A 20,796-nucleotide genomic window follows, 5' to 3' on the forward strand; every position below is an offset into this window, starting at 1 on the left:
CCCACGCACGAGTGGCCCCTTCCCGCTGCAGGGTGCGGAAAGGGGCCACCCGGTGGCACGGATACGGGAGGGTATCGGTTCACGCGCGCCCGGCCGGCCCGGGAGCGCGGACGGGCGGGGGTGATGGCCGGATCGGGACCGTCACCCCCGCCCGGGCGGGGGCCCGCCCGAGCGGAGGCCTGCCCGGCGACGGCCATGACCCGGCAGGAGGGCGTCAGCCGCGCAGCGCGCCCGCGCCGACGGTGTCGAAGACCCGGCAGTCGAAGAAGTCCTCCCCGTCCGACAGCAGGTACGCCTGTGCCTCGCCGACGTGGAAGTACATCCCGTGCAGCTCCAGCGTGCCCTCGGCCAGCCGCCGGGCCACCGACTCGTGGGCCCGGAGGTGCTCCAGCTGTTGCACCACGTTGGTCAGGCACAGCTGCTCCACGGCGTCCGCCGGCAGCCTGCCCGAGATGCGGGCCCAGGCGTGATGGCGGCTGGCCATCCGCTCCAGGCTCGGCAGCCCGTGCCGCAGCCACCGCCGCAGCGGGGTCATCGGCGTCCCGGGCGAGGAGTTGAGCAGCGCCTGCATGGCTCCGCAGCCCGAATGCCCGCAGACGGTGATGCTGTCGACCTGGAGGACGTCCACCGCGTACTCGATGGCCGCCGCGACCGAGTCGTCCGTGGACTCCGCGCCCGGCAGGGGGACGAGATTGCCCACGTTGCGCACGGTGAAGAGGTCTCCGGGGCCGCTCGCCGTGATCATGCTGGTCACCAGGCGGGAGTCCGCGCAGGTGAGGAACAGCTGGGAGGGCCGCTGCCCCTCGCGGGCCAGCCGGGCCAGCTCGTCCCGGACGTGCGGGGCGGTGTCCCGCTGGAAGGCGCTGATCCCGTTGGCCAGTTGGCCGGCGCCGCGGCGGCGGGCCGGCGGGTCCGGGACGGCGGGCGCGGAGGGCGACACCGCGCCCGTGAGCGCTCCCGCCGCTCCTGCCGCTCCTGCGGCGCCTGCCGTTTCCGATGCTTCCGGCGACTGCGAGGACGCGGGAGCCGTGTGGGGGGCCACGGCGCGGTGGTCGCAGTGGTTCTGCCACGGCGTCCAGGGCCGGCAGCAGTGGTGGTCACCGCGCTGCCCGTCCCGGTGTTCCCGCTGCGGCTGTTCGGCCCGCCGGGCCTGTTCGGCTTCGGCGATCCTGGCTCCCGAGCGGCCGGTGATCTCCAGCGAGCCCCCGTGGGCCAGGTGGGACTCCTGCCAGTCCTGGAGCGTCTCGTAGGCGGCGTGGTCGATGAACGAGCCGTCGAGCTCGATGACCGCGTGCCCGGCGTGCGGGATCTGGTTCAGCACCCGGCTCAGCCGCGGTACCGCGAGGAAGGTCAACTGCCCGCGTGCCCAGACCCGGTGGACCCCGCTGTCGAGCCGTTCGATGGTGATCCGGGTCCGGGCGAGACGGTGCAGGGCCAGTGCGACGGCCACCGCGATGCCGATGGCGACGCCTTCCAGTACCCCGCCGAGCACCACGGCCGCGATGGTCGTCGCGTAGACCGGGATCTCCCCGTGCCGGGTGACCGTCCGCAGATGCGTGGCGCTCACCATCTGGATGCCGACCGCCATCACCAGGGCGGCCAGCGCGGCGAGCGGGATCAGGTCCAGTGCGGGGACGAGCAGTCCGGCCGCGAGCAGCACCCAGAGCCCGTGCAGCATGGTCGACCGGCGGCTGACGGCGCCGGACTTGACGTTCGCCATGCTGCGCACGGCGCCTCCCGCGACGGGAAGCCCGCCGAGTGCGCCGGAGACGATGTTCGCCGCGCCCTGGCCGCGCAGTTCGCGATTGAAGTCGGCCCGCGCGGGACGCCCGCCCGTGCCGCGCTCGGCGGCGATCAGCTTGTCGGTGGCGACCGCCGAGAGCAGCGACTCCACGCTGCCGACCAAGGTGACGGTCAGTACGGCCGCCAGGATGCCGAGGACCGGCCCGTCGGGCAGTTCGGGCAGCGCGTGGCTGCGCCAGGACGGCAGGTCCACGCGGGGCAGGGTGAGCCCGGTGAGGGCGGCGAAGGCCGTGGCCACGGCGACGGCCGCCAGCGCTGCCGGCACCTTGCGCAGAGCTCCGCCCACCCGGCCCGGCAGCCGCGGCCAGCAGAGCAGGACCGTCAGCGTGAGCACGCTGACCCCGAGTGCGGCGGGGTGCAGATGGGCCAACTGGGCCGGAAGCCCGCGGACATTGGCCGGCGCGGAGCTCTGCGGGGTGCCGCCGAGCACGATGTGCAGCTGGGCGAGCGCGATCGTCACGCCGACTCCGGCGAGCATGCCGTGGACGATCGCCGGGCTCACCACCAGCGCGGACCGGGCGGTCCGCAGGGCGGCGAGGGCGAGCTGGCAGCAGCCGGCGAGCACCGTGATGGCGCACGTGGTGCGCCACCCGTAGTGCTGGATCAACTCGGCGGTGACGACCGTGAGTCCGGTCGCGGGACCGCTCACCTGGAGCGGGACCCCGCCGAGCCGCCCGGCCACGATCCCGCCGGCCGCCGCGGCGACGAGCCCGGCCTGGAGGGGGGCGCCCGTGGCCAGGGCGATGCCGAGGGACAGCGGCAGGGCGATCAGGAAGACGGCGATGGAGGCGGAGAGGTCGGCGGGGAGGGCGCGGCGGTCGCTGCGGAGGTCTTCGGCGGTGGGGGGAGGGGCGATGGCTTTCATGGGTCCCGTCTCCTCGGGGGAGGGATGAAGCGGCGGGAGTCTCAACACTCGGTAAATGAACGGTAATGGAGAGTAAAGAGCTGTGGGGGGTAATGCGGGCAAATGGCCTAGGAATTAGCGCTCACGAGTGATTGGGCAGGTAGTCCGGCTTGTCACACTTTCCTAAAAACGGACCGCATGGGACGTTGCGGCGCGGAAGTCCTGCGATGGAACTGCGAGGGAAGAGGTGGGCGGATGACTGCCACCACGAAGAAGGCGGCCACGAAGAAGATCGCCGGCGGTCTGGTCGCCACGGCGCTGGTCCTGGGAGTGGCCGGGTGCAGCACCTCGGAGCCCGCCGGCGCCCCGGCCACCGGAGGCAGGGCGGCCACGAAGGGCGCCGGCGCCCCGGAGGCCCCGGCTCCCGGCAGCGTCAACCGGCCCATCGGCGACGGCTCGACCGCCTACACCGGCCTGCAGCCGAACGTGCGGAAGGCGGAGAAGCTGAAGCCCGGCGAAAAGCCGCCGCAGTTCGTCGTCTATTCCTGGGACGGGGCGGGCGAGGACAGCCAGAAGCTCTTCTCGCATTTCCGCGAGGTCGGCAAGAAGTACAACGCCCGCATGACGTACTTCCTCAGCGGCGTGTACATGCTCCCGGAGGAGAAGCGTTCCCTCTACACCGCGCCCCAGCACGCCTCGGGCCGCTCCGACATCGGCTTCGGCGACCCCCAGGGCATCAAGGACACCGCCACCCAGGTCCGCGCGGCCTGGCTGGAGGGCAATGAGATCGGCACCCACTTCAACGGCCACTTCTGCGGCCCCGACGGCGGGGTCGGCACCTGGTCCGTCGAGGAGTGGAAGAGCGAGATCAACCAGGCGAAGTCGTTCGTCAAGAACTGGAAGACCAACTCGCCCGCCCTCAAGAGCATGCAGCCCCTCCCGTTCGACTACGACAAGGAGATGATCGGGGCCCGCACCCCCTGCCTCGAGGGCCAGAAGAACTTCATGCTGGCCGCGAAGGACATGGGCTTCCGGTACGACTCCAGCGGCATCAGCAAGCAGATCTGGCCGAAGAAGACGGACGGCCTCTGGGACATCCCGCTGCAGTTGGTACCCATGCCGGGCCGCGCCTTCGAGACGCTCAGCATGGATTACAACTACCTCGTGAACCAGTCCGGCACGACCACCCAGGGCGACCCCTCGCAGCACGCCTACTGGGGCGAGCAGATGCGCGACGGCCTGCTCAAGGCCTTCGAGCGGACCTACCGGGGCAATCGTGCGCCGCTGATCATCGGCAACCACTTCGAGTCCTGGAACGGCGGCACCTACATGCACGCCGTCGAGGACTCCATCAAGACCATGTGCACGCAGAAGGAGGTCCGCTGCGTCCCGTTCCGCGAGCTGGCGGACTGGCTGGACGCACAGGACCCGAAGGCCCTGGAGTGGATGCGCGGCCTCGACGTCGGCGAGGCGCCGAAGGAGGGCTGGACCAAGTTCCTGACGGCGGGGCCGCCGGCGAAGCCGGCCGCCCCCGCCGGGGTCAAGCCGGCTGCGGAGCCGGCCGAAGCGAGTCAGAGCGAGGACTGAGCGGCCCGCCGCCCGGGTGCTCCCGCAGGACGAATCCGGGGTCGACCTGCTGCGCCAGGTCGGCCCCGGTCTTCGCGTTGCCCCAGCTCTCCGCGTTGCGCAGGTGGAAGTGGACCATCTGCTCCGTGTACCGGGCCCAGTCGCGCCGCGCGTAGGAGTCGTCGGCCGCGTCCTGAAGGGACTGCAGGGCCAGCCGGTTCGTGGCCTCCAGCAGCTCGAAGGCCGCCGGCCGGCCCTTCTCCATCGCGCGGACCCAGTCCGAGTGCCCGACGGTGACCAGCAGGTCCTCGCCGGCCTCGTCCTGGAGGAACTCGATGTCCTCCGGACCCTGCACCTTGTTGCCCACGACCTTGAGCGTGATCCCGAAGTCCCGCGCGTACTCCTTGTACTGGCGGTACACGGAGACGCCCTTGCGGGTCGGCTCGGCGACCAGGAAGGTCACGTCGAAGCGGGTGAACATGCCGGAGGCGAAGGAGTCCGACCCGGCGGTCATGTCGACCACCACGTACTCGTCCGGGCCGTCGGCCAGGTGGTTGAGGCAGAGCTCGACCGCGCCGACCTTGGAGTGGTAACAGGCCACTCCCAGATCGGACTCGGTGAACGGACCCGTGGCCATCAGCCGTACGGGGTCGCCGTCGAGCAGCAGCGTGCGCGCGCAGGCCTGGTAGACCGGGTTGTCCTCGTTCACGCGCAGCAGTCGCGAGCCCGCGCCGGGCGGGGTGGTCTTGATCATCGTGTCTGCGGACGCGATGCGCGGATTGGATCCCCGCAGGTAGTCCTTGATGAGCGGCAGGTGCGCGCCCAGTGCGGGCAGTGCGGCCGCTTCGTCCTCGCTGAGCCCGAGCGCGGCGCCCAGGTGCTGGTTGATGTCGGCGTCCACCGCGACGACGGGAGCTTCATTGGCGGCGAGGTGGCGGATGAAAAGGGAGGACAGCGTGGTCTTCCCGCTGCCGCCCTTCCCCACGAAAGCGATCTTCATGTTCACCAAGCGTAGTGGGTAGGTGGCTGTGTGTGGCGTGAGCGAGTGAAGAAGACCACTCCAAGGAGGGGTCGGTGCTATGGGGGAGCAGTGCGTAGGCTCCCTACTTATGAGTAGCGCTTCTGCTTCCGCCGCCTCCGACCCGCTCGCCCCGCTGGGCGCGCTCCCGGGCGTCGCCGAGTCCGTGGATTCCGTACGCAAGGCCGTGGACCGGGTCTACGGCCACCGCATCATGCGCCGCCGGGCCGCGGAGATCACCTCGGAGGCCGCCCTGCGCGGTGCGCGCGGCAGCGCGGCGCTGTCCGGGGCCGACTGGGCGCTGGAGGAGGTGCGCCGGCGGAGCGACTTCGGCGCGGAGGCCGAGGCGCGCACGGTGGGCGCCGCCCTGCGGCTGACGGCGGAGGCGGGCCAGCTGCTGAGCATCTGGCGCCAGTCGCCGCTGCGGGTCCTGGCGCGGCTGCACCTGGTGGCGTCGGGCTCCACCGCCGACGGCGACGCGGTCGGCCGCCCGCGGCTGGCGGGCGAACCGGTCGACGAGCCCCTGGTCGACCTGCCCCTGCCGGACGCGCAGGAGGTGGCGGGGCGGCTGGACGGACTCTCCCGGCTGATCATCGCGGGCGGCTCCGCTCCGGCACTGATCACGGGCGCGGTCGTCCACGGCGAACTGCTCGCCCTGCGGCCCTTCGGCTCGTACAACGGCCTGGTGGCGCGGGCGGCGGAACGGATCGTGCTGATCAACAGCGGCCTGGACCCGAAGGCGATCTGCCCGGCGGAGGCCGGGCACGCCGAACAGGGGCGGGCGGCCTACCTGGAGGCCTTCCAGGGCTACGTCTCCGGGACTCCGGACGGAATGGCGGCCTGGATCGCGCACTGCGGGCGCGCGATCGAACTCGGAGTCCGCGAATCGACGGCGGTGTGCGAGGCGCTCCAGCGCGGCGCCGCCTGAGCGGCCGCTCCTGAGCAGTCGCTCCCGAGCGGCGGCAGGTCCCCGGTGAGGGGCTCGCCGGGCGGGAAGTCTCCAGGCATGGGTTGCGGCGACACCGTGTTGCTCTGGTGTCGCCGCTGGCACTTACGCCCAGGTACCAAGCGTCCTCGATGAATGCCCATCAGGTCGGGAGCTTTGCCCGTCACCTGGTGCGGCTGGCCCGTAATCGACGGGTCGACGTCGCGTGGGTGCTCGGCGTTCGTGCTTCGGTCCGTGGGCCTTACTGCGTTTTAAAGATGATCCTCTCGGATGTTCTTTGGTCTCGCGGGCCGTTGACTCCTTTGTACTCCGCTTCGGAGCGGAGCGGAACCCCTGGCCATATTTCTTTGCTTTTCGGTGCGTCCTGGGGCTTATCGGACACCCGTAACGCCGCAGGTCCGGGGTGGTCGGGACACCCTCCGGCCGAGCGCCGGAGGGCGTCGACGGCGGGTTTCGGAGGGTGTCGCGGAGGGCCGGGACGGAGCCGGGACGGAGCCGGGACGGAGCCGGGTCAGGCCGAGGCGGCCGCCGCGAGGGCTCGCCGACGGCTCGCGTACCAGACGAGTCCGGCGGTGGCCGCGGCCGCTCCCACCGCCGCCGCGGCGACCAGCGCCGGGCGGGCGGGCATCGACAGCCCCGGCAGCCGCTGCTTCAGCCGTACGGGCCGGTTGAACACCAGCACGGGCCACCCGCGCGCCGAGGCCTCGCGCCGCAGCGCGCGGTCGGGGTTGACCGCGTGCGGGTGCCCGACCGCCTCGAGCATCGGGACGTCGGTGGCCGAGTCGCTGTACGCGTAGCAGCGCGCGAGGTCGTACCCCTCGGACTCCGCGAGCTCGCGTACGGCCTCGGCCTTGGTCGGTCCGTAGGCGTAGTACTCGATCTCGCCCGTGAAGCAGCCGTCGTCGCCGACGACCATCCGCGTGGCGACGACGCGGTCGGCACCCAGCATCTCGCCGATGGGCTCGACCACTTCGGCGCCGGAGGTGGACACGATCACCACGTCGCGGCCCGCGGTGTGGTGGGCCTCGATGAGGGACGCGGCCTCGTCGTAGATCAGCGGGTCGATGAGGTCGTGCAGGGTCTCGGCGACGATCTCCCGGACCTGTTGCACGTTCCACCCCTTGCAGAGGGCGGACAGGTACTCCCGCATCCGTTCCATCTGGTCGTGGTCGGCGCCGCCGGCCAGGTAGATGAACTGGGTGTAGGCGGTGCGCAGCACGGCCCGTCGGTTGATCAGGCCGCCCTGGTAGAAGGACTTGCTGAACGTCAGAGTGCTCGACTTCGCAATGACCGTCTTGTCCAGGTCGAAGAAGGCGGCGGTACGGGGCGCGGAGTGCGGCAAGGGCTGGTTTTCCACGCCCCGAGCATATGCGCCCACCATTCGGCGTAAAGTGCGGCGCGTGGGTTTGCCTGAGAAGCCTCTCGGGTACACCATGGAAGTCACGGATCGTTCGCGACCGTGCTAACCCGGTCTGGCTCCTCCCCCCCCGAGTCGGACCGTGGGGACGACCCCCGCTCTCCCCCCCGGCGGGGGTCGTCGCATGTCCGGACGCGGTTTGCGTCCCTGCCTTCGACCCGAAGTGATCACTCCTCAGGCTCCCTTCCTCTTCCGGAGCCCGCGTGGCGAAGGCCCTCACCCTCTTGAACTCGTCACGGTGCGTAGTCGTTCCGGCGCGCTCCGGAACTCACCTGTTGGGGTGAGCGAGTTATTCACAGGGCCGGTTGTCCACAGTTTTTGAGCAAGATCCACTTCTTTTCCCTGATCGCGGCACGGTGATTCCGGCCGCGAAGTCCGCGGCGTTGGATATGCGGTGGAGAAGGAGGCGGAGATCGTGGCTGGAACGAAGTCGTGTGAACTCCGGGATCTGGTGGTTACGGGCGGGGACTGGCTGGATCCCGGTGCCGGCGGGCCCCCGCCGGGCGGTGGGCGGCCGCTGATCATCACCGAGGACCCCCTGCTCCTCGACGATCTCCTGCGGTTGTGCGCCGCCGCGGGAGCCGAGCCGCATGTGCGGCACGCGGTGCCCGAGCAAAGCGGAGCGGGTGATGACCGGAGTGGCGCGAGCGCCGCGGGCGTCGGCTGGGAGTCCGCGCCGCTCGTCCTGGTCGGCGACGACGCCGCCCGCAGGGCCCGCGGAGCACCCAGGCGGGACGGGGTCTTCCTCATCGGCCGGGACCTGGACGACCCCCACGTGTGGCAGCGGGCACTGGAGATCGGCGCCGAGGAGGTGCTGACGCTCCCCGACGCCGAGAGCCGGCTCGTCGACCGCATCGCCGACGTGGTGGAAGGGGCGGGCCGGCCCGCCCTCACGGTCGGGGTGATCGGCGGCAGCGGCGGCGCCGGAGCCTCCACCCTCGCCTGCGCCCTGGCCCTGCGTGCCGCCCGAGCCGGGGAGCGGACCGTCCTCATCGACGCGGACCCCCTCGGCGGCGGCCTGGACGTCCTGCTCGGGGGAGAAGCCGCGGAAGGGCTGCGCTGGCCCGACTTCGCGGCCTCACGGGGACGGGTAGCCGCCGGAGCCCTCGCGGATTCCCTGCCCGAACTGCACGCCCTGCGCGTGCTCAGCTGGGACCGCGGCGACCGGATCGTGGTGCCGCCCGCCGCGATGCGCTCGGTGGTGGCCGCCGCGCGCCGACGGGGCGGGGTGGTCGTGGTGGACCTCCCCCGCCGGATCGACGAAGCCGTGGCCGAAGTCCTCGCGCAGCTCGACCTGGTGCTGATGGTGGTGTCCGGCGAACTGCGGGCGGTGGCCGCGGCCGGCCGGGTGGCGGCCGGCGTCCGGATGGCCGCGCGGGACGTCCGCGTGGTCGTACGGGGCCGCGTGCCCGGCGGGCTCGATGCGGAGGCCGTCGCCGGACTGCTGGGGGCGCCGCTGGCCGGAGAGGTGCCCGTCGAGGTGGGACTCCCCGGGCGGGTGGCCGAGGGGGAGCCGCCGGGATCGCACGGGCGGGGCGCGCTCGCCCGCTTCTGCGACGGCTTCTGGCAGCGTGTGCTCGGCTCCGCCCAGGGGGTGACGGCATGAGCGCGGTACTGCTCGACGCGGTGCGCCGACGGCTCGCCGAGAGCGGCGCGGAACCCACCCCGGCGCGCGTGGCGGCGGTGCTGCGGGCCCAGGGCAGGCTGCTGGGCGATTCGGAAGTGCTCGGCGTGGCCGCCGAGTTGCGCTCCGAACTGGTCGGCGCGGGCCCACTGGAGCCACTGCTCGCCGATCCGGAGGTCACCGACGTCCTGGTGGCGGCCCCCGACCGGGTATGGGTGGACCGCGGTGGCGGCCTGGAGCTCACCGGGGTGACCTTCGAGAACGCCGAGGCCGTGCGCAGGCTCGCCCAACGGCTCGCGGCCGTGGCGGGACGGCGCCTGGACGACGCCCGGCCCTGGGTGGACGCCCGGATGCCCGACGGCACCCGGCTGCACGCCGTGCTCCCGCCCGTCGCCGTCGGATCGGCCTGCCTGTCCCTGCGGGTGGTGCGGCCGCGCGCCTTCACGCTCGAGGAACTGGTGGCGGCCGGGACACTGCCGCCCGGCGGGCAGGGGCTGCTGCGCGACATGGTCGAGGCCCGGCTCTCTTTCCTCGTCTCCGGCGGCACGGGTACCGGCAAGACCACCTTGCTCAGCGCGCTGCTGGGACTGGTCGGCCCCGGCGAGCGGATCGTGCTCGCCGAGGATTCGGCCGAGCTCCGGCCCGACCATCCGCACGTGGTGCGGCTGGAGACCCGCCCGGCCAACCAGGAGGGCACCGGCCTGGTCACCCTGGCCGACCTGGTCCGTCAGGCGCTGCGGATGAGGCCCGACCGGCTCGTCGTCGGCGAGGTCCGGGGCGCCGAGGTGGCCGACCTGCTGGCCGCGCTCAACACGGGCCACGAAGGCGGCTGCGGGACCGTCCACGCGAATGCCGCCGCCCACGTACCGGCCCGGCTGGAGGCCCTCGGGACGGCCGCCGGGCTCGACCGGGCCGCCCTGCACAGCCAGCTGGCCGCCGCGCTGACCCTGGTGCTGCACCTCGTACGGGACCGGGCCGGACGGCGCAGGGTCGCCGAGGTGCACGTGCTGGAGCGGGATCCCGCCGGGCTCGTGGTCACCGTGCCCGCGCTGCGCTGGGCCGTGCGGGGCTTCGTGCGGGAGCGGGGCTGGGAGCGGCTGCGCCCGCTGCTCGGAGGTGCCCGGTGAGCGCCGCGGCCGCGCTGCCGGTGACGGTGACGGTGCCGGGGTTCGCCGGGGTGCTGTGCGCCGGGGCGGCCGCCTGGGCGCTGGCCGGGGGCGACCGGGTGTCCCGCCGGGCCAAGGCGGTACTGGCGGGGGCGGGACCGGTGGTGCCGGGCGGGCCGGTGCGCTGGGAGCGGCTGGTCATGGCCGTCCGGTTACGGGCCGCGCGCGGCCCGGAGCTGGCCTGCCTGGGCGCCGGGGCGGTGCTGGCGCTGCTGGGCGGGTCGGTGATCCCGCTGCTGGCCGGGGCGGCGGCGCTGCCCTTGGTGCGCCGGTGGCTGCGGGCCAGGGAGCGGGCACGGGCCCGGTCGGCGCGGGCCGCCGAGGTGGTGGCCCTCTGCGGCGCGGTGGTGGGCGAGCTGCGGTCCGGCGCGCAGCCGGGCCAGGCGCTGACCGCGGCGATGCGCCGGACGGTGTCGGGTCCCGGCGGGCCGGGAGCCGCCGAGGCCGGGGTCCTGGCCGCGGCGGCCTTCGGCGGCGACGTGCCCGGTGCGCTGCGCCAGGCGGCGCGGGAGCCGGGAGCGGAAGGGCTGGCCGCGATGGCCGCCTGCTGGCGGGTCTCGGTGGACGGCGGAGCGGGGCTGGCCGCCGGACTGGACCGGCTGGAGGGGGCGTTGCGGGCCGAGCGGGACCGGGAGGAGTCGCTGCGCGCCCAGTTGGCCGGGGCGAGATCGACGACGACGGTCCTGGCCTTGCTGCCGGTGGCCGGTCTGTCGATCGGCACCGGGCTGGGGGCCGACCCGCTGCGGGTGCTGCTGCACACGCCGGTCGGGTGGGGCTGCCTGCTGGCGGGCGGGCTGTTGGAGGCGCTGGGGCTGCTGTGGTGCCGACGGATCGTCCGGGCCGGGGAGCGGTGATGGACGGCTTGGCGGTCCACAGGCTGGGGACGGCCCTGTGTCTCACGGCGGCGGCCCTGTGCACGGTCTCCGCGGCGGCGGCGCGGATCCGGGAGCGAACGGCCCGGCGCAGGCTCAGGCTCCTGCTCGCGCCGCGGGCCGCACGCCGAAGGCCGCCGCGGGGCGGCCCCCGGCTACGGCGTGCGGTGGCGGCCTGGGCCCCCGCGGCCGGGGCCCTGGCGGCGGCCTGGGTGCTGATCGGCGGGCTCGCGGGTGTCGCGGCCGGATGCGCGGCGGCCTTCGGAGTCCGGCGGTGGACGGGCCGGAACCGGCCGCCGTCCGGGGGCGCGGTGGCGGTGGATCCGAAGGAGGTGGAGCGTCAGCTGCCCTTCGCCGCCGATCTGCTGGCCGCGTGCCTGGCGGCCGGAGCCGGACCGGTGGACGCCGCCGAGGTGGTGGGGGAGGCGCTGGGCGGCCCGGTCGGCGAGCGGCTCGCGACGGCCGGAGCGGAGCTGCGGCTCGGGGGTGAACCGGGCGACGCGTGGGGGAGCTTGGCGCGGATACCGGGAGCCCGCGCGCTCGCCGAATGCCTGGAGCGCTCCGCGCGGACGGGGGCGCCCGCGTCCGAACCGGTCTCCCGGCTCGCGGCGGCCCTTCGGGCGGACCGGGCGCGGGAGGCGGGAGCCCGTGCGCAGCGGGCCGCGGTTCTCGTCACGGCGCCGGTGGGGCTGTGCTTTCTCCCCGCATTTCTTGCGATGGGAGTGGCTCCCGTGGTGATCGGTATGGCTTCCGGTCTCCTGTCGGGCACCTGAAATGAGCATCTGAAATCACCATCTGAGATCACGTCAAGAAGTCGAACCAACGGGAGGTTGCCATGAGGATCATCTGGTTTCGTGTGCGCGCGGTGCTGAAGGGGCGTGGGGGCGATGCGGGAATGTCGACCTCGGAATACGCCATGGGCACGATCGCAGCCTGTGCATTCGCGGCCGTTCTGTACAAGGTGGTGACGAGCGAAGTGGTCTCGACGGCACTTCAGTCGACCATCGGGAAGGCGCTCGATGCGCCGTTCTGACCGGGGATATGTGACGGCGGAGGCGGCCTTGGTGATTCCGGCGCTGGTGTTGTTCGCGGCGCTCCTGGTGTGGGCGCTGATGGCGGCCGCCGGGCAGATCCGGTGCGTGGACGCCGCTCGGGCCGGTGCCCGTGCGGCGGCCCGGTCGGAGCCGCCGGGCTCGGCGGTGGCGGCGGCGCAGGCGGCCGCCCCGCCCGGCGCCCGGGTGGAGCTCACGCGGACGGGAGACCTGTGGCGGGTCCTCGTGTCGGCCCCCGCCCCGGGCCCGGCCGCCCTCCCGGTCCGCCTCACCGCGCGGGCGGCCGCCTTGGCGGAGGACTCCGTGGGACCGCCGCCATGACGGGGGAGCGGGACCCGGCCCCGGCCCCGGTCCGGTACCGGGTCCGGGATCCCCTCCGGGGCCGGGGCCGAGGCAGGGATCCCTTCCGGGGTCGGGGCCCGGTCGGGGTTCAAGGCCGGGGCAGGGGCCCGGTCGGGGTTCAAGGCCGGGATAGCGGCCCGGTCGGGGTTCAAGGCCGGGATAGCGGCCCGGTCGGGGGTCAAGGCCGGGACCGGGGATCGGCGACCGTGTGGGCGGTGGTGGTGGCGACCGCGCTGGTGGCGGTCTTCGGCGGGGTGCTGCTGCTGGGGCAGGCGGTCGTGGCCCGCCACCGCGCCGCGGCCGCAGCGGACCTGGCGGCCCTCGCGGCGGCGGCGACCTGGGCCCACGGGCCGGAGGCCGCCTGTGCCGCCGCCGTACGGGTGGCGGCGGCGCAGGGCGCGCGGGTCACCGGATGCGTGCTGTCAGGCGAGGTCGCCGAGGTCCGGGCCCGTGCTCCGACGGGCCGCTTCGCGCCGGAACTCCGCTCCCGAGCGGGCCCGCCGCTTGCTCGGGAGCCCGGCCGAGGCGACGGCGCCCCCGGCGACGGCGGCCCAGGCGACGGCGGTGGCGGACCCGCGGTCAGGGAGCGGGGGCTTCTTCCAGGAGGCGGGTGAGGAGGCGGATGGCGCCGCGTTTGTGGAGGGGGTCGTTGCCGTTGCCGCACTTCGGGGACTGGATGCAGGACGGGCAGCCGGCCTCGCACTCGCAGGCGGCGATCGCGTCGCGGGTCGCCGTCAGCCAGGCGTGAGCCGTGTGGAAGGCACGCTCCGCGAACCCGGCGCCGCCCGGGTGGCCGTCGTAGACGAAGACCGTCGGGAGGAGGGTGTCGGGATGCAGCGGGACGGAGACCCCGCCGATGTCCCAGCGGTCGCAGGTGGCGAAGAGCGGGAGCAGGCCGATGGAGGCGTGTTCGGCGGCGTGCAGGGCGCCGCCGAGGATCTCCGGGTTGATCCGGGCCTCGTCGAGCTGGTCCTCGGTGACCGTCCACCACACGGCCCGGGTGCGCAGGGTGCGGGGCGGCAGGTCCAGTTTCGCCTCGCCGAGCACCTCGCCGGTGATCAGTTTGCGGCGCAGGTAGGAAACGACCTGGTGGGTGACTTCCACGGAGCCGAAACAGAGCCGCCCCCGGCCCCAGGCGACCTCCGTCTCGGTCTCCAGGACGGAGATCGCGGTCGTGTCGCGGGCGGTCGTGGAGAACGGCGGGTTCGCCTCCTCGACGAGGGCGACCGAATCCTCCAGGTCCAGGCGCTTCACGAGGTACGTGCGGCCCTGGTGGAGGTGGACGGCCCCGTCGTGGACGGCCGTGTGGGAGGCGGCCTCGTCGACCGTCCCCAGCAGCCGGCCGGTGGAGGACTCGACGATCTGGACCGGGCGGCCGCCGTCGCCCCGGATGTCGGTGAGGTCCGAGGCCCGCTCGCGGCGGGTCCAGTGCCAGGCCGTGGCCCGCCGGCGCAGCAGCTTCGCCGCTTCCAGCTGGGGCAGGAGCTCGCGCGCCGCCGGGCCGAAGAGGACGAGGTCGGCCTCGGTCAGGGGCAGCTCCGCCGCGGCCGCGCACAGGTGCGGGGCCAGGACGTACGGGTTGTCGGGATCGAGGACCGTCGCCTCCACCGGCCGCTGGAAGAGGGCCTCGGGGTGGTGGACCAGGTAGGTGTCCAGCGGGTCGTCGCGGGCGATCAGGATCGCCAGCGCGCCCTGTCCGGCGCGCCCGGCCCGGCCGGCCTGCTGCCACAGGGAGGCGCGGGTGCCGGGGTAGCCGGTGATCAGGACGGCGTCGAGCCCGGAGACGTCCACGCCCAGCTCCAGGGCGGTCGTGGCGGCCAGGCCGAGCAGTTCGCCCGAGTGCAGGGCCCGCTCCAGGGCGCGGCGCTCCTCGGGCAGGTAGCCGCCCCGGTAGGCCGCGACGCGCCCGGGCAGCGAGCGGTCGACGGAGGCGAGCCGCTCCTGGGCGATGACGGCGGTCAGCTCCGCGCCGCGCCGGGAGCGGACGAAGGCGACCGTACGGACGCCCTGGACGACCAGGTCCGTCAGGAGGTCGGCCGTCTCGGCGGTGGCCGTACGGCGTACGGGTGCGCCCTTCTCGCCCTTGAGATCGGTCAGGGGCGGCTCCCACAGGGCGAAGACGACCTCGCCGCGCGGAGAGGCGTCCGCGGTGATCTCGACCACCGGCAGGCCCGTCAGGCGGCCCGCAGCGGCCGCCGGGTCGCTCGCGGTGGCCGATGCCAGCAGGAAGACGGGATCGGAGCCGTAGCGGGCGCACAGCCGCCGCAGACGGCGCAGGACCTGGGCCACGTGGGAGCCGAAGACGCCGCGGTAGGTGTGGCACTCGTCGATCACGACGTAGCGCAGGGACCGCAGGAAGGCGGACCAGCGCGGGTGGGCCGGGAGGATCCCGCGGTGCAGCATGTCGGGATTGGTGAGGACGTAGTTGGCGTACTGGCGCACCCACTCGCGTTCCTCCACGGGGGTGTCCCCGTCGTACACGGCGGGGCGGATCGCGTTGCCGAGCGGGCCGGCCAGTTCCCGTACGGCGCGTCGCTGGTCGGCGGCCAGCGCCTTCGTCGGGGACAGGTACAGGGCGGTCGCGCCGCGCCCGTTGGGTGCCTCCGCGCCGTCGGCCAGGGCGGACAGCACGGGCGCGAGGTAGGCCAGCGACTTCCCGGAGGCGGTTCCGGTGGCGACGACCAGCGACTCGCCGTCGAGGGCGTGCTCGGCGGCGGCGGCCTGGTGTTCCCACGGGTGGCCGATCCCGGCGGCCTCGATCGCCGCCACGACATCCGTTCGGATGCGATCCGGCCAAACTGCATGACGGCCCTCCCGAGGGGGCAAGTGCTCCGTATGGGTGATGCGCGCAGCCCGGGAAGGCCCCCGTGACAGCCGGTCCAGGACCGTGCCGGGAGTGGGTCGAGCGTCCGCGGGAGCCGTGGGCCGACCGGGACGGTGAGTGTTGGCCATTGGAACCGAGTGTGTCACCGGCGTGCGGGACAATGGTCCCAAGGCGTCGTGCACGCCTGCCGGTAAGTGATTGAATGCCATCGCGGCAGCCAATCCCTCGCATACCTTCGGGTGGCGAGGCCCCTGGGGGGCGCCGCTCGATAGCAAGGTGCTGGAGGATCCGTGGACCTGTCCCTGTCGACTCGCACTGTCGGCGACCGTACGGTCGTGGTGGTCGGTGGCGAGATTGATGTGTATACCGCGCCCAAGCTGCGCGAGCAGTTGGTCGAGTTGGTGAACGACGGCAGCTACCACCTGGTTGTCGACATGGAGGGGGTCGACTTCCTCGACTCCACCGGACTTGGTGTGCTCGTGGGAGGCCTCAAGCGCGTCCGCGCGCACGAGGGCTCGCTGCGTCTGGTGTGCAACCAGGAGCGCATCCTGAAGATCTTCCGAATCACCGGTCTGACCAAGGTGTTCCCGATCCACAACTCCGTGGACGAGGCCGTCAGCGCTACCGACTGACGGCCCTCGCGGCGAAACGGCCGTTGAGGAGCGGGGGGCACCGGGCCACAGGTGGTCCGGGCCCCTGTAAGGCACGCCCGTAGTCCGAGGGGGACGCGCATGGCCACCGTTGAACTGCGCTTCAGCGCCCAGCCCGAACACGTCCGGACGGCCCGCCTGGTCGCGGCCGCCGTGGCGCGGCGGGCGGGCGTGGAGGAAGCCGTCCTCGACGAGGTTCGCCTCGCCGTGGGCGAGGCCTGCTCGCGCGCCGTCGGACTGCACCGCAACAACGGGCTGAACGCGCCCGTCCGGGTCGTGCTGACCGAGGAGGAGAAGGTGTTCTCCATCGAGGTCGGCGACGAGGTTCCCGGGCCGGCCGGTGGTCCGGGCGCGGGCATGACCGGGATCGAGGCCGTCCTGGACCCCGATGTCGAGGGCGAGGACGAGATGGGCCTCGCCGTGATCAGCGGTCTGGTCGACGACGTCGAGGTGCTCGGCGGTGAAGCGGGCGGGACCATTCGGATGAGGTGGCCCGTCTCGGGCGCCTCCGACCTGCCGTAGCCCCTGCGGGGGTGCCCCGGCGCCCTGTGGGCCGTCGGGCGCTTCGGCGACTTCGGGCTGCCCCCGGGCCAGCCACCGGCGCCTCACCGGCGGGGCTGTTGCCTTCACCGGGCCGCCGCCGCCCCCACCGGGCCGCCGCCCCCACCGGGCTCCGGTCCGGCTTTGTCGTGCCCTGAGCCATGTTCCGGGCGGGCTCGCCCCTGTCCCGGCGCTCGCGGGTGCGCGTTCCCGCCCCTGACCCGCCCGCGCCCCGTCCCCGGCCAGGCCTGGTCTGGCCTCTGACCCGTTCCCGGCCCTGACCCGCCTCCGGTCCGGCCCGCGTCCCGCCGCGTCCGCGCACCCGGCTCCCAGCCCTCCGCATGCCCTCCGCATCCTCTCCCGCCCCTCTGGCCCCTCCGCACCCGTCGGCCCCGTACCCGCCCCGTGGCGCCCGCGCAGTCCGCGCCGCCGGGGGTGGCGCGCCGCGGCGAGTTTCGGCGTCGGCCCGGATGCCGACGGGAGGCCGAAAGGGTCCCGGTAGGGCCCGGGAGATCCCGGGAGATCCCGGGTCAGTGGCTTCCGGAGATCTTCCGCCGCGCGTGCCGACGTATCTTCTGATCTTATTCAAAGGCCTGTCGAGCAGGGCTTTTCACGGCTCCCGTAGATCAATTCTGAAGAGGAACACCGGCTATTTCCTAGATCGATGATCAGGCGTCAATGCTTTTGCCCCATTACCTCTTTCGAGGGTAATGGAGTGACCGGATCTATTGGTGAGGAGCAAGTGCAGGCCAATTCGGTTTCCCGCGTACTGTTTTGATCCCGCCGCGCTCCCTACAATCCGTCCACATCTTGAGCTCATCACGTCAAGGAGGACGAATGACGGGGCTCTTCACCCCTATCGCGCCCGGTCGCACCACGGACCTGGCATCCGCAGTACTCACCGATGACAACCGGCTCATCGTGATGGTCATCGCGGCCGTCGCCGTCGCCGCGCTCGTCGTCGCGCAGATCCTGGTCCGCCAGGTCCTCGCCGCCGACGAGGGCACCCCATCCATGAAGGAGATCGCCGCCGCCGTCCAGGAGGGCGCCAACGCCTACCTCGGCCGGCAGCTGCGCACGCTCGGCGTCTTCGCCGTCGTCGTGTTCTTCCTGCTCTTCCTGCTTCCCGCCGACGACTGGACGCAGCGGTCGGGACGCTCCGCCTTCTTCCTGGTCGGCGCGCTCTTCTCGGCCGCCACCGGCTACATCGGCATGCGCCTCGCGGTCCGCGCCAACGTCCGCGTCGCCGCGGCCGCCCGCGAGGCCACCCCCGCCGAGGGTGCGCCGGCCAAGGACCTGACCGAGGTCTCCCACAAGGCCATGCGGATCGCGTTCCGCACCGGCGGCGTGGTGGGCATGTTCACCGTCGGCCTCGGCCTGCTCGGCGCGTCCTGCGTCGTGCTCGTCTACGCCGCCGACGCCCCCAAGGTCCTGGAGGGCTTCGGACTCGGCGCCGCCCTGATCGCGATGTTCATGCGCGTGGGCGGCGGCATCTTCACCAAGGCCGCCGACGTCGGCGCCGACCTGGTCGGCAAGGTCGAGCAGGGCATTCCGGAGGACGACCCGCGCAATGCCGCGACCATCGCCGACAACGTGGGCGACAACGTCGGAGACTGCGCGGGGATGGCCGCCGACCTCTTCGAGTCGTACGCCGTCACCCTCGTGGCGGCCCTGATCCTCGGCAAGGCCGCCTTCGGCGACCTGGGCCTGGCCTTCCCGCTGATCGTCCCCGCCATCGGGGTCGTCACCGCCATGATCGGCATTTTCGCGGTCTCCCCGCGGCGCACCGACCGCAGCGGAATGACCGCCATCAACCGCGGGTTCTTCATCTCCGCGGTCATCTCGCTGGTGCTCGTCGCGGTCGCCGTCTACACCTACCTGCCGGGCACCTACAAGGAGCTCATGGGCGTCGACGACGCCGCGATCCTCGCCCACTCCGGAGACCCGCGGATCCTGGCCCTCGTCGCCGTCGCCATCGGCATCGTGCTCGCGGCCCTGATCCAGCAGCTCACCGGCTACTTCACCGAGACCAACCGCCGTCCCGTCCGGGACATCGGCAAGTCCTCCCTGACCGGCGCGGCCACCGTCGTCCTCGCCGGCATCTCCGTGGGCCTGGAGTCCGCCGTCTACACGGCGCTGCTCATCGGCCTCGGCGTCTACGGGGCGTTCCTGCTCGGCGGCACCTCGATCATGCTGGCGCTCTTCGCCGTGGCCCTGGCCGGCACCGGCCTGCTCACCACCGTCGGCGTCATCGTCGCCATGGACACCTTCGGGCCGGTCTCCGACAACGCCCAGGGCATCGCGGAGATGTCCGGCGACGTCGAGGGCGCCGGTGCGCAGGTGCTGACCGACCTGGACGCGGTGGGCAACACCACCAAGGCCATCACCAAGGGCATCGCCATCGCCACGGCCGTGCTGGCCGCGGCCGCGCTGTTCGGCTCGTACAACGACGCCATCGCGAACGCGGTCCGGGAGGTCGGTGCCAAGGCGGGGGAGATGAACCTCAGCCTGGACATCGCGCAGCCCAACAACCTGGTCGGTCTGATCCTGGGCGCGGCGGTCGTGTTCCTGTTCTCCGGACTGGCCATCAACGCCGTCGCCCGCTCGGCCGGCGCGGTGGTCTACGAGGTGCGCAGGCAGTTCCGCGAGCACCCCGGGATCATGGACTACACCGAGAAGCCCGAGTACGGGCGCGTCGTGGACATCTGCACCAAGGACGCGCTGCGCGAACTCGCCACGCCCGGCCTGCTCGCGGTCCTCACCCCCATCGCCGTCGGGTTCTCGCTCGGCGTCGGCGCCCTCGGGTCCTTCCTGGCCGGAGCCATCGGCACGGGCACGCTGATGGCGGTCTTCCTCGCCAATTCCGGTGGTGCGTGGGACAACGCGAAGAAGCTCGTCGAGGACGGGCACCACGGCGGCAAGGGCAGCGCGGCCCACGAGGCCGTCGTCATCGGCGACACGGTCGGCGACCCGTTCAAGGACACCGCCGGTCCGGCCATCAACCCGCTGCTCAAGGTCATGAACCTGGTGGCGCTGCTGATCGCTCCCGCCGTCGTGCAGTTCAGCTACGGCGCGGACGCCAACGCGACCGTGCGGGCCGTCGTCGCGGTCCTCGCGATCGGCGTCATCGTCGGCGCGGTGTACGTCTCCAAGCGCCGCGGCATCACGGTCGGCGAGGAGGGCGAGGGCGAGAACGAGAGCGCCGGCGGGGCCGGGACGGCCGAGCGGATGGGCCAGTCGGCCGATCCGGCGACGGTGGTCTCGTCCTGAGCTCCGGAGGCCCTGGACTCCTCCCGAGCTCCCGGGTTTCCGAGGTCCACGGACCGGGCACCTGATCGGACTCGATCGTACGCCCGAACGGCGGACGGGCGGCGCGGACTGACGCGCCGTCTGTCCGCCTTTGTGTTTCCCGGATGGGGGGCGTGTATCTTCCGGCCGAGAGTCTTCGAAGGGACCAATCCGGTGAACAAGAAGCTTGCGGCCGCAGTGTCGGGCGGTGCGGTGCTGATGCTCGTCCTGTCCGGCTGCGGCGGGGACGACGGCGACAAGAAGACCGACGCCTGGGCCAAGAAGGTCTGTGACAGCTGGCAGCCCGAGCTCAAGAAGATCGAGCAGGCCAACACGGACATCAAGCGGGTGGCTACCGAGAGCAGCAAGCCCGAGGAGGTCCAGTCGACCGACTCGGCGGCCTTCGGGACGATGTCCGAGGCGTACAAGTCGATGGGTGCGGCCTTGCAGGGGGCGGGTGTTCCGCCGGTCAAGGACGGCCAGAGCACCCAGACCGCCGCGGTCACGGGCTTCGAGGCCACGTCGCAGGGATACACCGCCCTGAAGGCGAAGATGGACGCCCTCGACCCCAAGGACCAGGGCAAGTTCGCCGAGGGCCTCAAGGACGTGGCGGGCGGCCTGGAAGAAGCGACCAAGGGTGGCAAGGACGCGCTCGACCAGCTCAAGGCGGGCGGCCTGGACAAGGCGATGAACGGTCAGAAGGGCTGCCAGGTGACGACCCCGTCACCGGCGAAGTCCTAGGCCTGGCGCGGGCCGCCCCCCCGGAGGCGGCGGGGGGGCTGGGGCCCCCGCGGGGGCGCGGGGCGGGTGGGTGCCCCGCCCCGACCCCGCGGGGGGTGGGTGG

General features: G+C 73.0%; 17 protein-coding genes. 13 read left to right on the forward strand and 4 right to left on the reverse strand.

Translation table 11 applies throughout. The features are described from left to right. Positions 1-214 precede the first annotated feature (214 nt). Entirely contained in the window at positions 215-2,668 is a 2,454-nt protein-coding gene (locus tag ACWF9Z_RS12360; RefSeq protein ID WP_453600792.1) for a SulP family inorganic anion transporter, read from the reverse strand. 234 nt (positions 2,669-2,902) lie between these two features. On the opposite strand from ACWF9Z_RS12360, the gene ACWF9Z_RS12365 reads away from it, so the two are divergent. Beyond that, positions 2,903-4,234 carry a hypothetical protein gene (locus tag ACWF9Z_RS12365; protein ID WP_453600795.1) on the forward strand — a complete coding sequence of 444 codons (1,332 nt, stop codon included), beginning with the start codon at positions 2,903-2,905 and terminating at the stop codon, positions 4,232-4,234. On the opposite strand, the gene ACWF9Z_RS12370 is transcribed toward ACWF9Z_RS12365, so the two are convergent. Continuing rightward, positions 4,188-5,213, reverse strand: coding sequence for an ATP-binding protein (locus ACWF9Z_RS12370; RefSeq protein WP_453600797.1), 1,026 nt, complete (start codon positions 5,211-5,213; stop codon positions 4,188-4,190). The two genes, ACWF9Z_RS12365 and ACWF9Z_RS12370, sit on opposite strands and share 47 nt — an antisense overlap. Positions 5,214-5,322: 109 nt before the next feature. Between ACWF9Z_RS12370 and ACWF9Z_RS12375 the strand changes: the two genes are divergently transcribed. After that, a complete protein-coding gene (locus ACWF9Z_RS12375) occupies positions 5,323-6,159 on the forward strand; it encodes an oxidoreductase (RefSeq protein ID WP_453600799.1) in 837 nt (278 codons plus the stop codon). A 529-nt stretch (positions 6,160-6,688) separates the two neighbouring features. Here the strand turns inward: ACWF9Z_RS12375 and ACWF9Z_RS12380 are convergent. Continuing rightward, a complete protein-coding gene (locus tag ACWF9Z_RS12380; RefSeq protein WP_453600802.1) occupies positions 6,689-7,558 on the reverse strand; it encodes an HAD family hydrolase in 870 nt (289 codons plus the stop codon). A gap of 508 nt (positions 7,559-8,066) precedes the next feature. Here ACWF9Z_RS12380 and ssd point away from each other — a divergent pair. The 7 genes from ssd to ACWF9Z_RS12415 all read left to right on the forward strand — a co-directional run bounded on the left by ssd (position 8,067) and on the right by ACWF9Z_RS12415 (position 13,264). Continuing rightward, a complete protein-coding gene (ssd, locus tag ACWF9Z_RS12385) occupies positions 8,067-9,200 on the forward strand; it encodes a septum site-determining protein Ssd (protein WP_453601094.1) in 1,134 nt (377 codons plus the stop codon). Further along, positions 9,197-10,345: a TadA family conjugal transfer-associated ATPase gene (locus ACWF9Z_RS12390; protein WP_453600803.1), complete on the forward strand. Its 1,149-nt coding sequence runs from the start codon at positions 9,197-9,199 to the stop codon at positions 10,343-10,345. Before ssd ends, ACWF9Z_RS12390 begins: the two co-directional genes overlap by 4 nt. Next, positions 10,342-11,238, forward strand: coding sequence for a type II secretion system F family protein (locus tag ACWF9Z_RS12395; protein ID WP_453600805.1), 897 nt, complete (start codon positions 10,342-10,344; stop codon positions 11,236-11,238). Before ACWF9Z_RS12390 ends, ACWF9Z_RS12395 begins: the two co-directional genes overlap by 4 nt. Then, complete coding sequence (locus ACWF9Z_RS12400) at positions 11,238-12,029, forward strand: type II secretion system F family protein (RefSeq protein WP_453600808.1); 792 nt, start codon at positions 11,238-11,240, stop codon at positions 12,027-12,029. The genes ACWF9Z_RS12395 and ACWF9Z_RS12400 overlap by 1 nt, the downstream gene beginning before the upstream one ends. Positions 12,030-12,091: 62 nt before the next feature. Continuing rightward, positions 12,092-12,289: a DUF4244 domain-containing protein gene (locus ACWF9Z_RS12405; RefSeq protein WP_453600811.1), complete on the forward strand. Its 198-nt coding sequence runs from the start codon at positions 12,092-12,094 to the stop codon at positions 12,287-12,289. After that, positions 12,276-12,629 (forward strand): TadE family type IV pilus minor pilin, encoded by a 354-nt coding sequence (locus tag ACWF9Z_RS12410; RefSeq protein ID WP_453600814.1) that lies wholly within the window; start codon positions 12,276-12,278, stop codon positions 12,627-12,629. The genes ACWF9Z_RS12405 and ACWF9Z_RS12410 overlap by 14 nt, the downstream gene beginning before the upstream one ends. Positions 12,630-12,865: 236 nt before the next feature. Then, positions 12,866-13,264 (forward strand): Rv3654c family TadE-like protein, encoded by a 399-nt coding sequence (locus ACWF9Z_RS12415; protein WP_453600817.1) that lies wholly within the window; start codon positions 12,866-12,868, stop codon positions 13,262-13,264. On the opposite strand, the gene ACWF9Z_RS12420 is transcribed toward ACWF9Z_RS12415, so the two are convergent. After that, positions 13,230-15,683, reverse strand: a complete 2,454-nt coding sequence (locus tag ACWF9Z_RS12420; protein ID WP_453600819.1) for a DEAD/DEAH box helicase — start codon at positions 15,681-15,683, stop codon at positions 13,230-13,232. The genes ACWF9Z_RS12415 and ACWF9Z_RS12420 overlap by 35 nt on opposite strands. Before the next feature lie 81 nt (positions 15,684-15,764). On the opposite strand from ACWF9Z_RS12420, the gene bldG reads away from it, so the two are divergent. The 4 genes from bldG to ACWF9Z_RS12440 all read left to right on the forward strand — a co-directional run bounded on the left by bldG (position 15,765) and on the right by ACWF9Z_RS12440 (position 20,693). Continuing rightward, positions 15,765-16,106, forward strand: coding sequence for an anti-sigma factor antagonist BldG (gene bldG, locus ACWF9Z_RS12425; RefSeq protein ID WP_356655879.1), 342 nt, complete (start codon positions 15,765-15,767; stop codon positions 16,104-16,106). A 99-nt stretch (positions 16,107-16,205) separates the two neighbouring features. After that, positions 16,206-16,646 (forward strand): ATP-binding protein, encoded by a 441-nt coding sequence (locus ACWF9Z_RS12430; protein WP_453600821.1) that lies wholly within the window; start codon positions 16,206-16,208, stop codon positions 16,644-16,646. A gap of 855 nt (positions 16,647-17,501) precedes the next feature. Further along, positions 17,502-19,934 (forward strand): sodium-translocating pyrophosphatase, encoded by a 2,433-nt coding sequence (locus ACWF9Z_RS12435; RefSeq protein WP_453600823.1) that lies wholly within the window; start codon positions 17,502-17,504, stop codon positions 19,932-19,934. Positions 19,935-20,126: 192 nt separating this feature from the next. Beyond that, on the forward strand, positions 20,127-20,693 hold the full coding sequence (locus ACWF9Z_RS12440; RefSeq protein WP_453600826.1) for a small secreted protein: 567 nt from the start codon (positions 20,127-20,129) through the stop codon (positions 20,691-20,693). Positions 20,694-20,796 lie beyond the last annotated feature (103 nt).

It is taken from the genome of Streptomyces sp. NPDC054961 (genome assembly GCF_053609145.1).